This window comes from Streptomyces sp. NPDC002520 (genome assembly GCF_053595235.1).
In genome coordinates, this window is the sequence record NZ_JBSFXG010000001.1 from 453162 (window position 1) to 472383 (window position 19222).

Genomic DNA, 19222 nt, shown 5'->3' on the forward strand with positions numbered 1-19222 from the left:
CTTTACGCTAGGACCCGGAACTCCCGCCTCCCAATGAGGGAACCCCCTAGGGGGGCACGTGAGGGAAAACCCTCGGTCCCGCTCAGTTAACCGGGGGTGCCGTCACTTCGCGCGGCGACCTGCGGCCAATCGGACGATGTCCACCCGCGACCGGATCCCCAGCTTGCGGTAGACCCGTGTCAGGGTCGCCTCCACCGTCTTGACGCTGACGAACAGCCGGGCGGCGATCTCCCGGTTGGTGGCGCCCTCCATGACCAGCGCGGCGACCTGACGCTCCATCGCGGCCAGCCCCGCCAGTGCGTCCGGGGCGTCCGGGACGTCCCGGGCGTCCGGCACCGGGCGGGCGGGGGCCGGCTCGGTGCCGGTGACGGCCTCCTCCACCTGACGCAGCCAGGGCAGCGCCCGGCAGCGCCGGAACAGCCGGGTGGCCTCGTCGTACGCCGTCGCCCTGCGCGGGCCCGCCTCCGGGCGGCGGACGCGCAGCCGGGCCAGGGCGAACGCGGCCCTGCCCTCCTCCAGGCCGTAGCCGAGCTTGCCGAGCCGGTCCTGAGCGGACGTCAGCTGGGCGATTGCCGCCTCCAGGTCCCCGTGAGCGGCGCGCACCAGCGCCTCCGCCCGGTCCAGGACGGCGAGCACGCTCTCCCGGCCGAGCCTGAGGGCGTGCTCGCGGCTGGTGTCTATGACGTCCTGCGCCTCGGCCGGCTCACCGATGCGGACGAGCGCCTCGGCGAGGTCGCCCTGCCAGCGGCCGCGTGCCGGGTCGGTGACGCCCAGGTCCTGCTCCAGCCGGCGCACCCGGCGCAGCGAGCGGACCGTGCCCGCCGGGTCGCCGGCCACCAACTGGGCGTACCCGAGCGCGGCCAGCGCCCGCGACAGGTACATCTGGTCGCCGTCCTCCTCGGCGTGCTGCACGGCCTCCCGGGCCAGGGCCAGTGCCCGGTCCACGTCGCCGCCGGAGGCCTCGGCGAGCGAGGTCAGCATCGCCGAGGCGGTCCTGCCGATCCCGCAGTCCCGGGCCAGCCGCAGGCTGTCCCGGGCCAGTTCGAGGGCGCGGCCGCACTGGCCGGTGTGCAGCTCGATCTCGGCGAGGGCGCGCAGGAAGTGCACCTCGCTCTCCACGGAGCCGCGCCGGCGCACCTCGCGCAGCAGCGCGGTGATCGTGGCCCGGGCCTCGGCCAGCTGGTCGCCCATGACCAGCCAGCGGAACCGGGCGCTGCCCGCGCCGTTGTGATGGAACGCCACCCGGGGGTCCTGGGGCTCCATCAGGGCGCGCTTGATGGTGCGGGGCGCCTCCGGGTGACCCATCAGGGTCTCCGCCTGGGCCTGGAAGGCCAGCGAGAGCAGCTCGGTGCGCCGGTCGGCGCCGCGCGCGGCGAGGTCGGCGGCGTGCGCGGCCGCCTCGCGGGCCTCGGTGAAGTCGCCCTCCACGATCAGCGCGCGCCAGGCCAGCTGGTAGTGGACGAGGGCCAGCAGCCGAGGGTCGTCACCGGCGTCGGCGAGGGCCTGCGGGAAGAGGGCGTCGACCTCGACCATGGTGTGGCCCGCGGTGTCGATGACGATCATCCAGGCACGCACCCGCTCCACGGGCGCCGTCGCCCGGGTCAGCACCTCCCGGGCGATGTCCCGGGCCAGGTCCAGATCGCCCGCGGTGATCGCGTCCTCGGCGGCCTGCAGCCGCCGCTCCTCCGGTCCTGGCAGGCTGTTGGCGGGGGTGTGCCGGGCGGCGAGCAGCCCCAGCTGCGCCGCCACCGACGGCGCGCCGCGGTCCCGGGCGAGGGTCGCGGCCTCGGCGAGCCGGGCGGCCACCTCGGGGTCGGTGCCGGTGGTGGCCAGGGCCAGGTGCCGGGCGCGTTCTATGGGGTCGGAGGCGGCCGTCGACAGGGCGGCGTGCGCGGCCCGGCGTTCCGGGGCTGGTGTCTCCGCGTACAGGGCGGCGGAGATGAGCGGGTGCGCGAACCGCACGGCGGGGGCCTCCGCGTCGGTGGCGAGGAGCCCGAGTTCGGCGGCCTGGGCGCACTCGGCCTCGGCGTTCTCCCGGCCGGCCGCGCGCAGCAGCGCCGGGGTGGGACGGGCGCCGGCGCTGGCCACCAGCAGCGTGCGGCGGGCCTCGACCGACAGCATGTCCAGCCGGCTCAGCACCAGGGCGCGCAGCGAGGTCGGCACCGGCAGCGGCTCGCCGGGCCGGGGCGGGGTGGGGCTGTCGCCGAGGGCGCGGCCGAGTTCCAGGGCGAACAGCGGGTTGCCGCCGCTGGTGCGGTGGATCTCGCGGACGGTGGAGCGGGACAGGGCGCCGTGGCCGCGGTGGTCGAGCAGTTGCGCCACCTGGGCGCGGGTGAGCGCGCTCAGCCGGAAGGAGACGGTGTCCGGCGGGCAGGCGCGCAGATGGCGGTCGTACTCCTGGCTCTCCTGCCCCTCCGTGCGTACCGCGCACAGGAGTTGCACCGGGGTGCCCTCCAGGCGGCGGGCGGCGAAGCCGAGCAGTTCGGCGCTGGCGGGATCGAGCCACTGGAGATCGTCGGCGACGATGAGGACCGGCCCCTGGGCGGCGAGTGCGCGCAGCGCGGAGAGCACCGCGAGGCGCAGGGCGAGGCCGTCGCGCTGGAGGCTGGACTCGCCGCGTCCGGTGAGGGCGGACTCCAGGGCGGTGCGCTGGGCGGCGGGCAGCCGGGGCGAGACCTCGTCCAGGACCAGGCCGAGGAGGTCGGCGAGGGCGAGGAAGGGCAGGTGCGATTCGGACTCGGTGGCCGAGCAGCGCAACACGGTCCGGGCCGTGGCGCCGTATTCCTCGGCCAATGCCCGCAGGACGGTCGATTTCCCTATTCCGGCGGGGCCGTGCAGCAGCACACTGCCCCCGGAGGCCAGTTGGTCCCGTGCGCCCGCGAACAGCTCCTCGCGGCCGATGACCAGGTCGGGGCGGCATCGGGCAGGCTCCTGGAAGTCCCGTCGCACGGTCACCGCTCCCCTCGTGTGTCGTGTCCGGGCCAAATTCTAGGCAACGATCCGTGGAATTCGGACGGAAGTCGTGGTGAGGGAAATAACAAACAGTCAAAGATGAGGAAATTCAATGCACCGTCCCATGAATGGGCAGGTTTCCTTACCGCCGCCGAGGGCCCTCGGAAGCGGGTCCGGTCAGGGCAGCAGTCCGGCTCGGCGTGCCGCGGTCACCGCCTCCCCCCGTGTGTGCGCGCCCAGCTTCCGCATCGCCGAACGCAGGTATCCCTTCACGGTCTCCGGGCGCAGGCCCAGCCGCTCGGCCACCACCGCGTTGGTGGCGCCCGCCGCGACCCAGGACAGCACGTCCAGCTCGCGCGGCGCCAGGCTCGCGCCCCCGGCGGTGTGCGGTGCCGTCAACAACCCACAGGCGGCGAGCAGTTCGGCACGCAGCCGCGGGTCGGCTATCCGGGGCGCGAGGGCGCGCAGCGCGGCGTGCGCCTCACGCACCTGCTCCCAGCCGGCCCCCGTGCCCGGGTGACCGGGACCCGGCGCCGGCCGTGCCGCCGCCAGCAGCCCGCGCGCCTCCTCCCGCACCACCAGCGCCTGCTCCACGTCCCGCGCCACCGCCACCGCCGCCGACAGCGTGCGGTCGCCGAGCGGCTGGGCCGTGCGCAGCGCGCCGTACAGCACCCCGCGCACCCGCCGGCGCACCACGACCGGCACCGCGAGCACCGAGTGGATGCCCTCGGCCGCCACCGGCACGTCGTACTCGTGGCTGATCTGCCGGGAGCTGGAGTAGTCCGTGACGGCGCACGCCCGCGCCAGCGCGACCGCCTTGCCGCCCAGCCCGTTGCCGGAGGTCACCGCGAGCGAGCGCAGGGCCGCCGTGGTGGTTCCGCTCAGCTCGCTGATGCGGATCTGCGGCCGGCCGGCGTCGACCAGCCCGCCGAAGGCCACCGGGAGCCCGGTCGTACGCCGCAGCCGGGCCAGCGCACCGCGAATCTCCACCGCCGTCACGGCCTCTGCTGCCACCTCATCGCTCCTTCGCCGCAGCTATCTCGCTGCCCCTACCCCCGTTCGGGGGTAGTGAGACCCGCATCACGGATTAGACGATGCGAAGGAGCCGCCCGGCAATGGCCGGGAACCGGGAGTGAGCCCCCGGGGCGCACCGGGGCGAACGGCCGGAACGAGCGAGGAGGACGCTGATGACGACGGCGACGGAGCTGTTCCGCGGTGCGCGGGATTTCCTGCTGGAACACCGCGAGGACTACGCCACCGCCTACGAGGGCTTCGCCTGGCCGCGGCCCGAGGAGTTCAACTGGGCGCTGGACTGGTTCGACGTGATCGCCGACGGCAACGACCGGATCGCGCTGCACATCGTCGAGGAGGACGGCGGCGAGACCCGGCTGTCCTTCGCCGAGCTGGCCGAGCGCTCGGCCCGGGTCGCGAACCATCTGCGCGCCCGGGGCGTCGGAGCCGGGGACCGCGTCCTCGTCATGCTCGGCAACCAGGCCGAGCTGTGGGAGACCGCACTGGCCGCGATGAAGCTGCGGGCCGTGGTCATCCCGGCCACCCCGCTGCTCGGGCCCGCCGACCTGCGCGACCGGGTCGAGCGGGGCCAGGTGAAGCACGTGGTCGTCCGGTCCGAGGACGCCGCCAAGTTCGCGGACGTGCCCGGCGCCTACACCCGGACCGCCGTCGGCGCGGCGGCCCCGGAGGGCTGGGAGCCGTACGAGGACGCGTACACCGCGCCGGCCGCGTTCGAGCCCGACGGTCCCACGCGGGCCGGCGACCCGCTGATGCTGTACTTCACCTCCGGTACGACCGCCCGCCCCAAGCTGGTCGAGCACACCCACGTCTCGTACCCGGTCGGCCACCTGGCCACCATGTACTGGATCGGCCTGAAGCCCGGGGACGTGCACCTGAACATCTCCTCGCCCGGCTGGGCCAAGCACGCCTGGTCCAACCTGTTCGCCCCGTGGAACGCCGAGGCGACCGTGTTCCTCTTCAACTACACGCGCTTCGACGCGACCCGGCTGATGGCCGAGATGGACCGGGCCGGGGTGACCACCTTCTGCGCGCCGCCCACTGTGTGGCGCATGCTCATCCAGGCCGACCTCGGCCAGCTCGCCACCCCGCCCCGCGAGGTCGTCGCCGCCGGCGAGCCGCTCAACCCCGAGGTCATCGAGCAGGTCCGGCGGGCCTGGGGCGTCACCATCCGGGACGGCTTCGGCCAGACCGAGACCGCCGTCCAGGTCTCCAACAGCCCCGGCCAGCCGCTGAAGACCGGCTCCATGGGCCGGCCCAGCCCCGGCTACCGCGTCGAACTGCTCGACCCGGTCTCCGGCGCGCCCGGCGCCGACGAGGGCGAGATCTCCCTCGACCTGTCCGCGCGCCCGGTGGGCCTGATGACCGGCTACCACGGCGACCCCGAGCGCACGGCGGAGGCGATGGGCGGCGGCTACTACCGCACCGGCGACATCGGCTCCCGCGACGCGGACGGCTACATCACCTACGTGGGCCGCGCGGACGACGTCTTCAAGGCCTCCGACTACAAGATCAGCCCGTTCGAGCTGGAGAGCGCGCTGCTGGAGCACGAGGCGGTGGCCGAGGCGGCCGTCGTGCCCGCGCCCGACGAGCTGCGGCTCGCCGTGCCCAAGGCGTATGTCGTCCTCGCCGAGGGCTGGGAACCCGGCGCCGACACGGCGAAGGTCATCTTTGAGCACTCCCGTGAGGTGCTCGCGCCCTACAAGCGCATCCGCAGGCTGGAGTTCGGCGCGCTGCCCAAGACCGTCTCCGGGAAGATCCGCCGTATCGAGCTGCGCGAGGCGACCGCCGCGGGCTCGGCCGACGAGTACCGCGAGGAGGACTTCCGGTGAGCGAGTTGTCGTACACGCACGGGACCAGCGAGACCGTCCTGCTCGGGGACACCATCGGGGCCAACCTGGACCGGGCTGTCGCGGCCTGGCCGGACCGCGAGGCGCTGGTCGACGTGCCGTCGGGGCGGCGCTGGACGTATGCCCGATTCGGGGCGGACGTCGAGGAGTTGGCGCAGGCGCTGGTCGCAAGTGGGGTTGCCAAGGGCGACCGCGTGGGCATCTGGGCGGTCAACTGCCCGGAGTGGGTGCTCGTCCAGTACGCGACCGCCCGTATCGGCGCGATCATGGTGAACATCAATCCGGCCTACCGCACCCACGAGGTCGAGTACGTCCTCAACCAGGCCGGGGTCTCGCTGCTGTTCGCCTCGCTCAGCCACAAGGCGAGCGACTATCGGGCGATGGTCGAGCAAGTGCGGGGCAGCTGCCCGAAGTTGCGCGAGGTCGTGTACATAGGCGACCCGAGCTGGGTGGCGCTGCTCGGCCGGGCGACCGGTGACGCCGTGTATGAGCCCCTGTCCTGCGACGACCCGATCAACATCCAGTACACCTCGGGCACGACGGGCTTCCCGAAGGGCGCCACCCTCTCCCACCACAACATCCTCAACAACGGCTACTTCGTGGGCGAGCTGATCGCCTACACGGAGCAGGACCGGGTCTGCATCCCGGTGCCGTTCTACCACTGCTTCGGCATGGTCATGGGCAACCTGGCGGCCACCTCGCACGGCGCCTGCATGGTGATCCCGGCCCCCTCCTTCGAACCGAGGGCCACCCTGGAGGCGGTCCAGCAGGAGCGCTGCACGTCCCTGTACGGCGTCCCGACCATGTTCATCGCCGAGCTGAACCTGCCCGAGTTCGCCTCCTACGACCTGTCGTCGCTGCGCACCGGCATCATGGCGGGCTCCCCCTGCCCGGTGGAGGTGATGAAGCGGGTGGTCGCCGAGATGCACATGGAGGAGGTCGCCATCTGCTACGGCATGACCGAGACCTCCCCGGTCTCCCTGCAGACGCGCCGGGACGACGACCTGGAGCACCGCACCGGCACAGTCGGCCGCGTACTGCCCCACCTGGAGGTCAAGGTCGTCGACCCCGCGACCGGGGTGACTCAACCGCGCGGTGTGGCAGGGGAGTTGTGCACCCGCGGCTACAGCGTGATGCTCGGCTACTGGAACGAGCCCGAGAAGACCGCCGAGGCCGTCGACGCGGGCCGCTGGATGCACACCGGGGACCTCGCGGTGATGCGCGAGGACGGGTACGTCGAGATCGTCGGCCGGATCAAGGACATGATCATCCGGGGTGGCGAGAACATCTACCCGCGCGAGGTCGAGGAGTTCCTCTACGCCCACCCGGGGATCCGGGACGTCCAGGTCGTCGGCGTCCCGCACGAGACGTACGGCGAGGAGGTCCTCGCCTGCGTCATCCCGCACGACGGCACCGTCCCGCTCACCCTGGAGGACCTCCAGGCCTTCTGCCGGGGCCGGCTCGCGCACTACAAGATCCCGACCCGGATGCAGATCCTCGACTCCTTCCCGATGACCGTGTCCGGGAAGGTGCGCAAGGCGGAGCTGCGGGAGAGGTACGCGGGCTGAGCGGCGGCAGGGCCGAACGGCGGGGCCGGCGGGTCAGGCGCCCATGGCGTGCAGCTCGCCGGCCGGGTCGTTCACCGGCCGCGGGGTGCCCGTGAGGTCCAGCACGAACAAGGGGACGCCCAGCGTGTCGGCACGCGCGCGGGCGTCCTCGGCGTATCCGGCCAGGGAGAAGTAGGCGCAGGCCGCGGACTCCGTCATGGCCGTGAGCCACAGGCACTCCACGTCCCGCACCGAGGCCGGGCGCACCGTGGGGTCCACCTGGGCCACCAGGCCGTGCGCGGCGATCCCGATGCCGGACGGGGGCCGCCCATCGGTGCGGCGGATGTCGCCGTAGCCGAGCCAGCGCAGATAGAGAGCCGCGGCGGTGACCGCGTCGCGGGCGGTGCGGATGGTGACGGGCCGGAACGCGGCCCGGGTGGCGGGAGCCTTCGCGGCGGCCGGTTCCGTCCGTGACGGCGGCGCCGGGGCGTCGGTCACCGAGAGGCGCAGGACGGTGCCGCACGGGCAGCCCAGCTCCGGGCGCGGCCAGTGGTTGGTGCGGCCGCAGACGGCGCACCGCACGGTGACCCAGTCCTCGTCCCAGCTGCGGTGCCGCAGCACGGCGGGCCCGGTGTCCGGGTCCGGTCGCAGGGCGGTCGGGGTGCCGCAGGCGCAGGGGTACGGCGGCGCGGTGTAGACGTGCGCGCGCCCACAGGCCGGACAGCGCACCGGCACGCTCTCGGGCATGGCCCCTCCCGGGCGGCATGGCGGGACAGCGCTCCCATCGTGCTCCTTTCGGACCTTCCGTGTCCTTCTCTTGACGGCCTTCGCCACCCCCCCTACATTGTTTTCAGATAGCAGAAACTACTTTCCGCAATACGGAAGTGCTCACCGCGGGGCGCGACGGGAGTACGCATCCGACAGCCGAAGCAGGAGTACTCGATGGCTCGTATGACCGCTGCCCGAGCGGCAGTTGAGATCCTCAAGCTCGAGGGCGTCACCGACGCGTTCGGTGTGCCGGGCGCAGCGATCAACCCCTTCTACAAGGCACTCAAGGAGGGTGGCGGCATCAGCCACACCCTCGCCCGCCACGTCGAGGGCGCCTCCCACATGGCCGAGGGTTACACCCGCACCAAGCCGGGCAACATCGGCGTCTGCATCGGCACGTCGGGACCGGCCGGCACCGACATGATCACCGGCCTGTACTCGGCCATCGGCGACTCCATCCCGATCCTGTGCATCACGGGCCAGGCGCCCACCAGCGTGATCCACAAGGAGGACTTCCAGGCCGTCGACATCGCCTCGATCGCGAAGCCGGTCACCAAGATGGCGGTCACCGTCCTGGAGGCCGCGCAGGTCCCCGGCGTCTTCCAGCAGGCCTTCCACCTGATGCGCTCCGGCCGTCCCGGCCCGGTCCTGATCGACCTGCCGATCGACGTGCAGCTCACCGAGATCGAGTTCGACCCGGAGACGTACGAGCCGCTGCCGGTCTACAGGCCGACCGCGACCCGTGCCCAGATCGAGAAGGCCATCTCCTTCCTGCTGGCCTCCGAGCGCCCGGTCATCGTCGCGGGCGGCGGCATCATCGGCGCCGACGCGAGCGACCTGCTGGTCGAGTTCGCCGAGCTGACCCAGACCCCGGTCATCCCGACCCTGATGGGCTGGGGCACGCTGCCCGACGACCACGAGCTGAACGCCGGCATGGTCGGCGTCCAGACCTCGCACCGCTACGGCAACGCCAACTTCCTGGAGTCCGACTTCGTCCTCGGCATCGGCAACCGCTGGGCCAACCGCCACACCGGCTACAAGCTCGACGTCTACCGCGAGGGCCGCAAGTTCGTCCACGTCGACATCGAGCCCACCCAGATCGGCAAGATCTTCCCGCCGGACTACGGTGTCGTCTCCGACGCCAAGGCCGCGCTGGAGCTGTTCGTCCAGGTCGCCAAGGAGCTGAAGGCCGAGGGCAGGCTGCCCGACCGCGCCGACTGGGTCGCCTCCACCCAGGAGCGCAAGGCCACCCTGCTGCGCCGCACGCACTTCGACAACGTGCCGATGAAGCCGCAGCGCGTGTACGAGGAGATGAACAAGGCCTTCGGCCCGGAGACGCGCTACGTCACCACCATCGGCCTCTCCCAGATCGCCGGCGCGCAGATGCTGCACGTCTACAAGCCGCGTCACTGGATCAACTGCGGCCAGGCCGGCCCGCTCGGCTGGACCATCCCGGCCGCGATCGGCGTCGCCAAGGCCGACCCGGACTCCCCGGTCGTCGCCCTGTCCGGCGACTACGACTTCCAGTTCCTGATCGAGGAGCTGGCGGTCGCCGCCCAGCACCGGATCCCCTACGTCCACGTCCTGGTGAACAACGCCTACCTGGGCCTGATCCGCCAGGCGCAGATCGGCCTGGACATCAACTTCCAGGTCAACCTGGAGTTCGAGAACATCAACGCCCCGGAGCTCGGCGTCTACGGCGTCGACCACGTCAAGGTCGCCGAGGGCCTTGGCTGCAAGGCGATCCGGGTCACCGAGCCGGAGCAGCTGGGCGCCGCCTTCGAGCAGGCCAAGAAGCTGGCCGCCGAGTACCGGGTGCCGGTCGTCGTCGAGGCGATCCTGGAGCGCATCACCAACATCTCGATGAGCCGGACGATGGACATCAGTGACATCTCCGAGTTCGAGGACCTGGCCACCGAGCCCGGCCACGCGCCGACCTCGATCAAGCCGCTGAAGGTCTGATCCGGCGACAGGCACACGAGGGGCGGTTCCATCCCGGGGGATGGAACCGCCCCTCACGCATGGACGTCCCCGCAGCCGGAGCCCCCTCCTGCTCCTCCTCCGCTGCCCCAGGACGTGGGCAGCCCCCGTTCCGTGGTGCCGCCGCGGCCCGTCAGGCCCGCCTCCCGGGTGAAGCGGGGGGCCAGCAGGGTCAGCGCCTTGTCGCCGTGGAGCGCCACCAGCAGGAGCGTGTCGTCGGGGGACAGGCCGGAGCGGCGGGCGGGCAGGGGGTCGCGGGAACGCATGCGCCGGAGCGCGCGGCGGGCGGCCCGGGTGGGGCCGGGGAGGGTGCGGCGCAGCATGCCCGCCGCGACGAGCTCCGCGCGCAGTCCGGCCAGGGCCGTGCGGACGCCCTGCCGGTCGAGCAGCTGACGCAGCCCGGCGGGGCGGTAGAGGGCGGCGTGCACCGCCCTGGCCAGGGCCGGCAGTGGGCCTCGTGGCGCCGGGCCCGAGGTCCGCATCGTGCCGGCCCGTCCGGCCTGAACCGCACCGCGCAGATGCAGCCCCAGCACCGCCACCGTCACCGCTGCGCGGGCTCCCCCGCGCAGCAGGGCGAGCGCGTGCGGGTCCGTCGGGACGTTCGTCTCACCCGCCATGTCACACCCCCCTGGGGCGGGGCCCGCCGTCCCCGTGCCGACGGGCCCCGCACAACGGTGTTGTGCCCACCGGCGCCGGTGGGTGAAGCCTCCTCGGTGGTGTTTCAGAGGTTGATCTGAGGGTTGCGTAGACCCCCTACGGCCGCTGCCGTAACCCGGGTCGTCACACCTCGTGCTCCGACAGTCCGGGCCAGTCGTCCGGGCCGCCGCCCTGCCATTCGATGAGGTCGCTCTCCTCGACCTCGACCCGGTCCAGATCGGCCAGCCGCAGGATCTCGACGACGTCGTCCAGGTGGGAGGCGAGCCCCAGGGTCACGTCTCCCTCGGTGACCCGCCGGGATCCGTCCAGGGCCGGGGCGTGGACCACGATGTGCGGGTACTGCGTCGGATTGCCCATGGCTTCAGCGTCCTGCGGATACGGCCCACGCGCACGTCGTGGCCGGGACATGCGAAAGCGCCCCCGGACAGGGGGCGCTTCGGTGGTGCGTGATGGCCGTCCGACGGCGCGAGGCTGGGCGCGACAGGTCGTTCGCGCCGCCGGACGGAGCTCTGGGACCTCACATGGAGGCCGTGGCTGGGGACCGCGGCGCATGCGACGGAACCGGGGCCCTTCCCTCTGGTCGAGAAGGGGACTCGGAACCTTCACCACCGCACTGGCTCGCACGGCGCCGCGGTCCTGCCCTGCCCGCGCTACCGAGTGATCACCCCTCATCCGGATCGCTCGGCGGCGGGTCGTACGCGTCCGGAATCCCGACCTCCCCGTCGGGTCCCGGACGCAGTCCTTCGGCTCAGTCCTCGCGCAGGGCGCGGACCGCCTCCTCCACGCGCTTGCCGTACTCCGGGTCGGCGGCGTGGAAGTGGGCCAGGTTCTTCTCGATCACGTCGTCGCGCGAGACCTGCGAGAGGCCGCCGGCGATGTTCGCGATCAGACGGGACTTCTCCTCCTGCGACATCAGGCGGTACAGCTCGCCCGCCTGGTAGAAGTCGTCGTCCTTGGTGTGCTGCGGGGCCACGTGGGTGCCCGTGTGGCCGGACACCGCGAGCGGGGCCGACAGCGGGCGACCGGTCTCCACCGGGCCGTCGTACGAGTTGGGCTCGTAGTTCTTGGCGTGGCGGCCCTGGGAGTTGGACGCCATGAGGCCGTCGCGGCCGTAGTTCTGCGCGGTCGTCGCCTTCGGGGCGTTGACGGCCAGCAGGGTGTGGTTGACGCCCAGGCGGTAGCGGTGCGCGTCCGCGTAGGCGAACAGGCGGCCCTGGAGCATCTTGTCGGGGGAGGGGCCGATGCCCGGAACGAAGTTGTTCGGGGAGAACGCGGCCTGCTCGACCTCGGCGAAGACGTTGTCCGGGTTGCGGTCCAGCACCAGACGGCCGACCCGCTGCAGCGGGTAGTCCTTGTGCGGCCACACCTTGGTCAGGTCGAACGGGTTGAAGCGGTAGTCGGCCGCCTCGGCCGCCGGCATGATCTGGACGTACAGGGTCCAGGACGGGTGCACGCCCCGCTCGATGGCCTGAAGCAGGTCCGTCTGGTGCGAGTTGGGGTCCTTGCCCGCGGTCTCCGCGGCCTGCTCGCTGCTCAGCGAGCGGACGCCCTGGTTCGTCTTGAAGTGGTACTTGACGAAGAAGGCCTCGCCCTCGGCGTTCGTCCACTGGTAGGTGTGCGAGCCGTAGCCGTTCATGTGGCGGTACGACGCCGGGATGCCGCGGTCGCCCATCAGCCAGGTCACCTGGTGCGTGGCCTCGGGGGCGTGGGCCCAGAAGTCCCAGACGTTGTCCGGCTCCTGCTTGCCCGTGAACGGGTCCCGCTTCTGCGAGTGGATGAAGTCGGGGAACTTGATCGGGTCCTTGATGAAGAACACCGGGGTGTTGTTGCCGACGAGGTCGTAGTTGCCCTCTTCGGTGTAGAACTTCACCGCGAAACCGCGCGGGTCACGGACCGCGTCGGCGCCGCCGAGCGAGTCGGCGACGGTCGAGAAGCGCAGGAACACCTCGGTGCGCTTGCCGATCTCGCCGAGGAAGGCGGCGTGGGTGTAGCCGGTGACGTCGTCGGTCACCTCGAAGTGGCCGTACGCGCCGGAGCCGCGGGCGTGCACCACACGCTCCGGGATCCGCTCACGGTTGAAGCGCGCGAGCTTCTCCAGGAGGTGCTGGTCCTGGAGGAGGAGCGGGCCGCCGACGCCGGCGGAGGCGGAGTTCTGGTTGTCGGCGACCGGGGCGCCGGACTCGGTCGTGAGCACGCGCTTCGACATCGTGGACCTTCCGTGCGGGAGTCAGCGGAAACCTGTTTCCGCTTTGTGGAGCCTAGAAGTGGGGCGATCTGAGCGTCAACAGTTTGTTGAAGTGGATTCCGGGCCGCGGCGCCGCCTGGGCGCGACAGGACAGGTGTCAGCGGCGCCACGGACCGGAAGTTCGGGGGTGTCGGACCCGTCGTCAGACCTGGGCGCCGGAGAGGCGCTCCACGGCCCGCAGCAGGGCCGAGTGGTCCAGGCCACCGTCGCCCTGCGCGCGCAGGGAGGCGACCAGCTGGGCGACCACGGCGCCGACCGGCAGGGCGGCGCCGACGTTGCGGGCGGCGTCGGTGACGATGCCCATGTCCTTGTGGTGCAGGTCGATGCGGAAGCCCGGCTTGAAGTCGCGGCTGAGGAAGTTGTCCTTCTTCCGCGTCAGCACGGTCGAGCCGGCGAGGCCGCCGTTGAGGACGTCGAGGGCGGCCGCGAGGTCCACGCCCGACTTCTCCAGGAAGACCACGGCCTCGGCGCAGGCCTGGATGTTCACGGCGACGATCAGCTGGTTGGCCGCCTTCACCGTCTGGCCGGAGCCGTGCGGGCCGCACAGCACGATGGTCTTGCCGAGCGCCTCGAAGATCGGCTTGGCCTGCTCGAAGTCGGCCCGCTCGCCGCCGATCATGATCGACAGCACGGCCTCGATGGCGCCGGCCTCGCCGCCGGACACCGGGGCGTCCAGGACGCGGATGCCCTTGTCCTTGGCGGCCGCGGCCAGGTCCACGGAGGTCTGCGGGGTGATCGAGGACATGTCGATCAGCAGCGCGCCGGACTTCGCGTTCTCCAGGATGCCGGCGGGGCCGTAGGCGATGGCCTCGACCTGCGGGGAGGCGGGCACCATCGTGATCACCACGTCGGCGTCGCGCACGGCGTCGGCGATCGAGGACGCGGCGGTACCGCCGGCGGCGGCCAGCCGGTCCAGCTTGTCCTGCTCCAGCGTGAAGCCGGTGACGTCGTAACCCGCCTTGATCAGGTTCTCGGACATGGGGGAGCCCATGATGCCGAGGCCGACCCATGCGATCTTGGGGAGGTTGCTCATGATTGGGGTGCCTCTCTCAACTGCTCTGCAAAGTCAGGGGGGGGTCAGCGCGCGGCGCGCGCTTCGCGCGGGAGCCACTCGAAGGCCTCGGCGCTGGGCTTGTCGCCCGGCTTGTACTCCAGGCCGATCCAGCCGTCGTAACCGGCCTTCCGCAGCTGGTCGAGCAGCTCCTCCAGGGGGAGCGAACCCGTCCCGGGGGCGCCGCGGCCGGGGTTGTCGGCGATCTGCACGTGGCCGGTCTTCGCCGCGTACTGCTCGATGACCGAGGGCAGGTCCTCGCCGTTCATGGACAGGTGGTACAGGTCCATCAGGAACTTCGCGTTCCCGAGGCCCGTCGCGGCGTTGACCTTGTCGACGACCTCGATCGCGGCCGGCGCCGACACCAGCGGGTACAGCGGCGACTCGGGCCGGTTCAGCGTCTCGACCAGCAGGATCGCGCCGATCCGGTCGGCCGCCCGCGCGGCGAGGACGAGGTTCTCCAGGGCGAGTGCGTCCTGCTCGGCCGCTTCCACGCCCTCGACGCGGTTGCCGTACAGCGCGTTGAGCGCCTTGCAGCCAAGGGCGGCGGCGAAGTCGGTGGCCACGTCGATGTTGGCGCGGAACCTCTCGGACTCCGCACCCGGGACCGACAGGGCGCCGCGGTCCGGGCCCGGCAGCTGTCCGGCGTAGAAGTTCAGCCCCGTGAGCTGGACACCCGCGTCCTCGATCGCCTTCTTCAGGGCGTCGAGCTCGGACTGCTCGGGGGTGGGGGAGTCGACCCAGGGCCACCACAGCTCGACCGCCGTGAAGCCCGCCGCGGCGGCGGCCGCGGGGCGCTCCAGGAGCGGGAGTTCCGTGAAGAGGATCGACAGGTTGACGTTGAAGCGCTGGTCTGCAAATCCCATCGGGGGCCGCGCTCCCTTCCGTGGTAGAGATTCCGTATTACGGAAGTTCGTTTCTGCGTAATGGAAGATTGCCGTCGGGGGTCGCCGCTTGTCAAGGGGGTCGGGCGGCCGGACCTCGCGGGGATGCCCGAAATCCGTGTCGCGCGTTAGGTTGTGCGCGTGCGATTGAGAGTGGAGTTCACGACCGAACCCTTCGACCTCGACGAGGCGCCCGCGCACGCCGTCGTGGCGCGACAGGTCCTCGAGGCCGCCGATCTGGAGGCCGTCGACGTCGGACCGTTCGGCAATACCGCGGAAGGGGGCGCCGACAGCGTGCTCACCGCCGTGGACGCGCTGCTGCGCCAGAGCCTGGAGGCCGGTGCCACCCGGATCTCGCTCCAGCTCAATGTGGTCGGGGAGGGCGATAGGTGAGCGGGGAGGAGCCCTTCATCGCGGCCGTGAAGCCACTGGTCGACGCCATGGGCGGGGAGATGGTCCCGCCCGACGAGGCCGGGTCCGAGGACGTCGTCCTCGCCTGGGAGGGCGTCGACGTCGTCGCCGTGCGCCTGCCCCAGCTCGCCGACTCCCTGGACCACATCCTCGCGGCCATGGAGCGCCGCCAGGGCCGACCGCTGGCCGACCTGGACCGCAGGGCCAAGCAGGAGGCCGTCCGCTCGCTGGAGGCGCGCGGCGCCTTCGCCGTGCGGCACGGCGTGGAGACCGTGGCCGGCGCGCTCGGCGTCAGCCGCTTCACCGTCTACAACTACCTCAACCGGGAGAAGGAGGGCTGAAGCCCCCGGGGGAGCAGGGTCAGGGCCCCGGGCGGCGCGGCTTGTTACGCGGATTTTTCAACAAAGTGTTGACGCGATGTTTCCGAGGGCGTTAGCTATCGGCAGCCCGTTCAGCACGAAGGCCCGACGCGGCCACGGAGGCTCCCGTGACTTCGACTTCCACGCCACCGGGTCTGGCCCGGTTCAACGTCCTGGAGGAGAGCGCGGCCCTCGCCGCACTCCACGAGGCGTGCGCCTCCACCGAGTGGGCCAGGCGACTGTCCGCCGCCCGCCCGTACAGCAACGTAGACGACCTCTACGCCGCCAGCGACGCCGCCATGGCCGAGCTGAGTGCCACGGACCTGGCAGAGGCGATGGCCGGCCACCCGCCGATCGGCCGTCCCAAGCCGGGAGACCCGACCTCCGCGCGGGAGCAGCGCGGCATGGCCGGTGCCTCCGAGGACCTCAGGGCACAGATGCTCGAACTGAACCTGGCCTACCAGGAGAAGTTCGGCCACGTCTTCCTCATCTGCGCCACCGGCCGGACCGGCGAGCAGATGCGCGACGCGGTCAAGGAGCGGATCGGCAACGCGCCGGAGCAGGAGCGCGAGATCGTCCGCACCGAGCTCGGCAAGATCAACCGCATCCGACTGGCCCGACTCGTCGAAGAGGACGCCTGACACCATGAGCACCAGCACCACCGCCTCCGTGTCCACGCACATCCTGGACACCTCCGTCGGCCGCCCCGCCGAGGGCGTCGCCGTCCAGCTCTCCGCCCGCAGCGGGCGCGAGGGGGACTGGCAGGCGCTCGGCGGCTCCGCGACCGACGCCGACGGCCGGTGCAAAGACCTGCCGGCCCTGCCGGAGGGGACCACACACGTACGGCTCGACTTCGCCGTCGAGGCGTATTTCCTGAAGTCCGAGAACAAGCAAGCCGATGCGCAGCAGGACGCCCCCGCGAATCGGGACAGCGGTTCCGTGTTCTTCCCCGAGGTGGCGATCACCTTCGCCGTGAAGCCCGGGGAGCACTACCACGTACCGCTGCTGCTCAACCCGTTCGGCTACTCCGTTTACCGAGGGAGCTAGCAGACACCATGCCCACCATTCTGGGACAGAACCAGTACGGCAAGGCCGAGAACCGGGTCGTCAAGATCACGCGGGACGGCGCCACCCATCACATCAAGGACCTCAACGTCTCCATCGCTCTGAGCGGCGACATGGAGGAGGTCCACTACTCGGGCTCCAACGCGAACGTCCTGCCGACCGACACCACCAAGAACACGGTGTACGCGTTCGCCAAGGAGTACGGCATCGAGTCCGCCGAGCAGTTCGGCATCCACCTCGCCCGCCACTTCGTCGGCTCGCAGGAGCCGATCAAGACCGCGCGGATCCGCATCGAGGAGTACTCCTGGGAGCGGATCGAGACCTCCGACGCCAACTCCAGGTTCATCGGCGCGGACGACGTCAAGCACTCCTTCGTCCGCAAGGGCCAGGAGACCCGTCTCACCCAGATCACCTACGACGGTGAGAAGTGGGAGGTCATCTCCGGTCTGAAGGACCTCGTCGTGATGAACTCGACCAACTCCGAGTTCTGGGGCTACGTCAAGGACAAGTACACGACCCTCCAGGAGGCGTACGACCGCATCCTGGCCACCCAGGTCTCCAGCCGCTGGCGGTTCAACTGGACCGACGACGAGCAGAAGATGCCCCACTGGGAGAAGTCCTACGAGCAGGTCAGGAAGCACATGCTCCAGGCCTTCGCCGAGACGTACTCCCTCTCGCTGCAGCAGACGCTGTACCAGATGGGTTCGCGGATCATCAACAACCGCGGCGAGATCGACGAGGTCCGCTTCTCGCTGCCGAACAAGCACCACTTCCTCGTCGACCTGGAACCCTTCGGGCTCAAGAACGACAACGAGGTCTACTTCGCCGCCGACCGGCCCTACGGCCTGATCGAGGCGACCATCCTCCGGGACGGCTGCGAGGCGAAGATCCCGATGGACCTCACCAACCTCTGATCCTTCCTCTCTCGCGGCACCCGTGACCGGGGAACACGTTGCTCCGTCTCCCCGGTCACGGCACTCAAAACCTCCAGGGTCCTGCCGTGCCCTCCCATTTCAGTCCGCTGAGCGAAAAGGACGAATCATGGCAGCAGCAGCCCAGCGCATCGTCATCGAGAACTGTGCGATCGCGACCGTCGACGCCGACGACACCGAGTACGCCTCCGGGTACCTCGTCATCGCCGGCAACCGCATCGAGGCGGTCCGCGCGGGCACGGCCCCTGAAGGCCTGGAGAACGTCGTACGCCGTATCGACGCATCCGGGCATCTCGTGACCCCCGGCCTGATCAACACCCACCACCACTTCTACCAGTGGATCACCCGGGGTATGGCCACGGACCACAACCTCTTCGACTGGCTGGTCGCGCTCTACCCCACCTGGGCGCGCATCGACGAGCAGATGGCCTACTCGGCGGCCCAGGGCTCGCTCGCGATGATGGCCCGCGGCGGCGTCACCACCGCCATGGACCACCACTACGTCTACCCCCGCGGCACCGGCGACCTGTCCGGCGCGATCATCCGCGCCGCCCGCGAGACGGGTGTCCGCTTCACCCTGGCCCGCGGCTCCATGGACCGCAGCGAGAAGGACGGCGGACTGCCCCCGGACTTCGCCGTCGAGACCCTCGAAGGCGCCCTCACCGCCACCGAGGCCACCGTCAAGGAACACCACGACGCCTCCTTCGACGCGATGACCCAGGTTGCCGTCGCCCCCTGCTCGCCCTTCTCCGTCTCCACCGAACTCCTGCGTCAGGGAGCCGAGTTGGCCCGCCGGCTCGGGGTGCGCCTGCACACCCACGGTTCGGAGACCGTGGAGGAGGAGAAGTTCTGCCACGAGCTGTTCGGCATGGGCCCCACCGACTACTTCGAGTCAACGGGCTGGCTCGGCGAGGACGTGTGGATGGCGCACTGCGTCCACATGAACGACTCCGACATCGCCGCCTTCGGCCGCACGAAGACCGGTGTGGCGCACTGCCCGTCCTCCAACGCACGCCTCGCGGCTGGCATCGCCCGGGTCCCCGACATGCTGAAGGCGGGCGTCCCGGTCGGCCTCGGCGTCGACGGCACCGCCTCCAACGAGTCCGGTGAACTCCACACCGAACTGCGCAACGCCCTGCTCATCAACCGCCTCGGCGCCCACCGCGAGGCCGCGCTGAACGCCCGTCAGGCGCTGCGCCTCGGCACCTACGGAGGAGCACAGGTGCTCGGCCGCGCGGCCGAGACCGGCTCCCTGGAGGCCGGCAAGCTGGCCGACCTGGTGCTGTGGAAGCTGGACACCCTCGCGCACGCCTCCATCGCCGACCCGGTGATCGCGCTGGTCTTCGGAGCGGCGGCCCCGGTCACCGCATCCTTCGTCGACGGACGCCAGATCGTCGAGAACGGCCGTCTGCTGACCGTCGACGAGGACGCCGTCGCCCGCTCCACGCGGGACGAGGCACAGCGCCTGGCGCGGATCGCCGCCCAGGGCTGA

General features: G+C 71.3%; 17 protein-coding genes. 9 read left to right on the top strand and 8 right to left on the bottom strand.

Annotated features, from left to right (window positions below; translation table 11 throughout):
* Positions 1-102: 102 nt before the first annotated feature.
* Positions 103-2955 (bottom strand): ATP-binding protein, encoded by a 2853-nt coding sequence (locus ACWD5D_RS01800; protein WP_451370798.1) that lies wholly within the window; start codon positions 2953-2955, stop codon positions 103-105.
* A 174-nt stretch (positions 2956-3129) separates the two neighbouring features.
* Positions 3130-3966: a response regulator transcription factor gene (locus ACWD5D_RS01805; RefSeq protein ID WP_451370799.1), complete on the bottom strand. Its 837-nt coding sequence runs from the start codon at positions 3964-3966 to the stop codon at positions 3130-3132.
* Between the two features lie 173 nt (positions 3967-4139).
* On the opposite strand from ACWD5D_RS01805, the gene ACWD5D_RS01810 reads away from it, so the two are divergent.
* The gene (locus ACWD5D_RS01810) at positions 4140-5813 is read left to right on the top strand and encodes an AMP-binding protein (protein ID WP_451370800.1); all 1674 of its coding nucleotides are present in this window, start codon (positions 4140-4142) and stop codon (positions 5811-5813) included.
* On the top strand, positions 5810-7399 hold the full coding sequence (locus ACWD5D_RS01815; RefSeq protein ID WP_451370801.1) for an AMP-binding protein: 1590 nt from the start codon (positions 5810-5812) through the stop codon (positions 7397-7399). Before ACWD5D_RS01810 ends, ACWD5D_RS01815 begins: the two co-directional genes overlap by 4 nt.
* Positions 7400-7432: 33 nt before the next feature.
* Here the strand turns inward: ACWD5D_RS01815 and ACWD5D_RS01820 are convergent, their stop codons facing one another.
* Positions 7433-8125 carry a hypothetical protein gene (locus tag ACWD5D_RS01820; RefSeq protein ID WP_451370802.1) on the bottom strand — a complete coding sequence of 231 codons (693 nt, stop codon included), beginning with the start codon at positions 8123-8125 and terminating at the stop codon, positions 7433-7435.
* A 195-nt stretch (positions 8126-8320) separates the two neighbouring features.
* Here ACWD5D_RS01820 and gcl point away from each other — a divergent pair, with 195 nt between their 5' ends.
* The gene (gene gcl / locus ACWD5D_RS01825) at positions 8321-10108 is read left to right on the top strand and encodes a glyoxylate carboligase (protein ID WP_451370803.1); all 1788 of its coding nucleotides are present in this window, start codon (positions 8321-8323) and stop codon (positions 10106-10108) included.
* 53 nt (positions 10109-10161) lie between these two features.
* Here gcl and ACWD5D_RS01830 read toward each other — a convergent pair whose 3' ends face one another.
* The 5 genes from ACWD5D_RS01830 to ACWD5D_RS01850 all read right to left on the bottom strand — a co-directional run bounded on the left by ACWD5D_RS01830 (position 10162) and on the right by ACWD5D_RS01850 (position 14945).
* A complete protein-coding gene (locus tag ACWD5D_RS01830) occupies positions 10162-10743 on the bottom strand; it encodes a TIGR04222 domain-containing membrane protein (protein ID WP_451370804.1) in 582 nt (193 codons plus the stop codon).
* 163 nt (positions 10744-10906) lie between these two features.
* Entirely contained in the window at positions 10907-11140 is a 234-nt protein-coding gene (locus ACWD5D_RS01835) for a hypothetical protein (protein WP_451370805.1), read from the bottom strand.
* A 391-nt stretch (positions 11141-11531) separates the two neighbouring features.
* The gene (locus tag ACWD5D_RS01840; RefSeq protein ID WP_451370806.1) at positions 11532-12989 is read right to left on the bottom strand and encodes a catalase; all 1458 of its coding nucleotides are present in this window, start codon (positions 12987-12989) and stop codon (positions 11532-11534) included.
* 181 nt (positions 12990-13170) lie between these two features.
* Positions 13171-14061, bottom strand: coding sequence for a 2-hydroxy-3-oxopropionate reductase (locus ACWD5D_RS01845; protein ID WP_451370807.1), 891 nt, complete (start codon positions 14059-14061; stop codon positions 13171-13173).
* Positions 14062-14105: 44 nt separating this feature from the next.
* The gene (locus tag ACWD5D_RS01850) at positions 14106-14945 is read right to left on the bottom strand and encodes a TIM barrel protein (protein ID WP_451370808.1); all 840 of its coding nucleotides are present in this window, start codon (positions 14943-14945) and stop codon (positions 14106-14108) included.
* Positions 14946-15104: 159 nt separating this feature from the next.
* Between ACWD5D_RS01850 and ACWD5D_RS01855 the strand changes: the two genes are divergently transcribed.
* The 6 genes from ACWD5D_RS01855 to ACWD5D_RS01880 all read left to right on the top strand — a co-directional run bounded on the left by ACWD5D_RS01855 (position 15105) and on the right by ACWD5D_RS01880 (position 19222).
* Positions 15105-15356: a hypothetical protein gene (locus ACWD5D_RS01855; RefSeq protein WP_393879835.1), complete on the top strand. Its 252-nt coding sequence runs from the start codon at positions 15105-15107 to the stop codon at positions 15354-15356.
* A 47-nt stretch (positions 15357-15403) separates the two neighbouring features.
* Complete coding sequence (locus ACWD5D_RS01860; protein WP_451371016.1) at positions 15404-15715, top strand: helix-turn-helix domain-containing protein; 312 nt, start codon at positions 15404-15406, stop codon at positions 15713-15715.
* A 146-nt stretch (positions 15716-15861) separates the two neighbouring features.
* Entirely contained in the window at positions 15862-16374 is a 513-nt protein-coding gene (uraD, locus tag ACWD5D_RS01865) for a 2-oxo-4-hydroxy-4-carboxy-5-ureidoimidazoline decarboxylase (protein WP_451370809.1), read from the top strand.
* A 4-nt stretch (positions 16375-16378) separates the two neighbouring features.
* On the top strand, positions 16379-16780 hold the full coding sequence (gene uraH / locus ACWD5D_RS01870; protein WP_451370810.1) for a hydroxyisourate hydrolase: 402 nt from the start codon (positions 16379-16381) through the stop codon (positions 16778-16780).
* A gap of 8 nt (positions 16781-16788) precedes the next feature.
* Positions 16789-17712, top strand: a complete 924-nt coding sequence (gene pucL / locus ACWD5D_RS01875) for a factor-independent urate hydroxylase (RefSeq protein ID WP_451370811.1) — start codon at positions 16789-16791, stop codon at positions 17710-17712.
* Between the two features lie 127 nt (positions 17713-17839).
* Complete coding sequence (locus ACWD5D_RS01880) at positions 17840-19222, top strand: 8-oxoguanine deaminase (RefSeq protein ID WP_451370812.1); 1383 nt, start codon at positions 17840-17842, stop codon at positions 19220-19222.

Excerpts from the sequence above, each read along its gene's own strand:
- gcl (WP_451370803.1), top strand. The coding sequence starts at position 8,321 with ATGGCTCGTATGACCGCTGCCCGAGCGGCAGTTGAGATCCTCAAGCTC.
- ACWD5D_RS01820 (WP_451370802.1), bottom strand. The coding sequence starts at position 8,125 with ATGCCCGAGAGCGTGCCGGTGCGCTGTCCGGCCTGTGGGCGCGCGCAC.
- ACWD5D_RS01850 (WP_451370808.1), bottom strand. The coding sequence starts at position 14,945 with ATGGGATTTGCAGACCAGCGCTTCAACGTCAACCTGTCGATCCTCTTC.
- ACWD5D_RS01860 (WP_451371016.1), top strand. The coding sequence starts at position 15,404 with ATGGGCGGGGAGATGGTCCCGCCCGACGAGGCCGGGTCCGAGGACGTC.
- ACWD5D_RS01835 (WP_451370805.1), bottom strand. The coding sequence starts at position 11,140 with ATGGGCAATCCGACGCAGTACCCGCACATCGTGGTCCACGCCCCGGCC.
- ACWD5D_RS01810 (WP_451370800.1), top strand. The coding sequence starts at position 4,140 with ATGACGACGGCGACGGAGCTGTTCCGCGGTGCGCGGGATTTCCTGCTG.
- pucL (WP_451370811.1), top strand. The coding sequence starts at position 16,789 with ATGCCCACCATTCTGGGACAGAACCAGTACGGCAAGGCCGAGAACCGG.
- uraH (WP_451370810.1), top strand. The coding sequence starts at position 16,379 with ATGAGCACCAGCACCACCGCCTCCGTGTCCACGCACATCCTGGACACC.
- ACWD5D_RS01845 (WP_451370807.1), bottom strand. The coding sequence starts at position 14,061 with ATGAGCAACCTCCCCAAGATCGCATGGGTCGGCCTCGGCATCATGGGC.
- ACWD5D_RS01880 (WP_451370812.1), top strand. The coding sequence starts at position 17,840 with ATGGCAGCAGCAGCCCAGCGCATCGTCATCGAGAACTGTGCGATCGCG.
- ACWD5D_RS01840 (WP_451370806.1), bottom strand. The coding sequence starts at position 12,989 with ATGTCGAAGCGCGTGCTCACGACCGAGTCCGGCGCCCCGGTCGCCGAC.
- ACWD5D_RS01830 (WP_451370804.1), bottom strand. The coding sequence starts at position 10,743 with ATGGCGGGTGAGACGAACGTCCCGACGGACCCGCACGCGCTCGCCCTG.